Annotated in this window: 1 protein-coding gene; it reads right to left on the reverse strand. The window is 73.5% G+C overall.

Annotation, left to right across the window (positions count from 1 at the left end; genetic code table 11):
• Positions 1–259: Ada metal-binding domain-containing protein (locus tag TW83_RS18040; protein ID WP_045984167.1), on the reverse strand; the 259-nt coding region annotated here is incomplete at its 3' end.
• Positions 260–359: the final 100 nt, after the last annotated feature.

Below are 359 nucleotides of genomic sequence, written 5' to 3' on the forward strand. Positions count from 1 at the left end.
CGGCGGCCAGCGCCGCGCCCAACGTGGCGACCAGCGGCGGCACCTGCCCTTCGGGACGGCAGCGCAGGCAGGGGCGGAACCCCGCGGCCCGCGCGGCGGCGGCATCCGCGAACCAGCGGCAGTTGTCGCGCCGCGGCTTGCGCGCCGGGCAGCTTAGCCGGCAAAAGATCCCGGTCGAGGTGACGCCGACCAGCGCACGCCCGTCATATCCCGGATCGCGCGCCAGCAGCGCGGCATACAGATCGTCATGGTCCGGCATCGCCCCCTCCTGTGCGGACCGGTCTAGCCGATTCGCGGACAGGGCGGGGCGCGTTTTCGGGCATTTCATCGCGGCTGCCGCAGCCAGTCCAGCATCTGGC

Origin of the sequence: Paracoccus sp. S4493 (genome assembly GCF_000967735.1) — a bacterium.
Lineage (GTDB): Bacteria > Pseudomonadota > Alphaproteobacteria > Rhodobacterales > Rhodobacteraceae > Paracoccus > Paracoccus marcusii.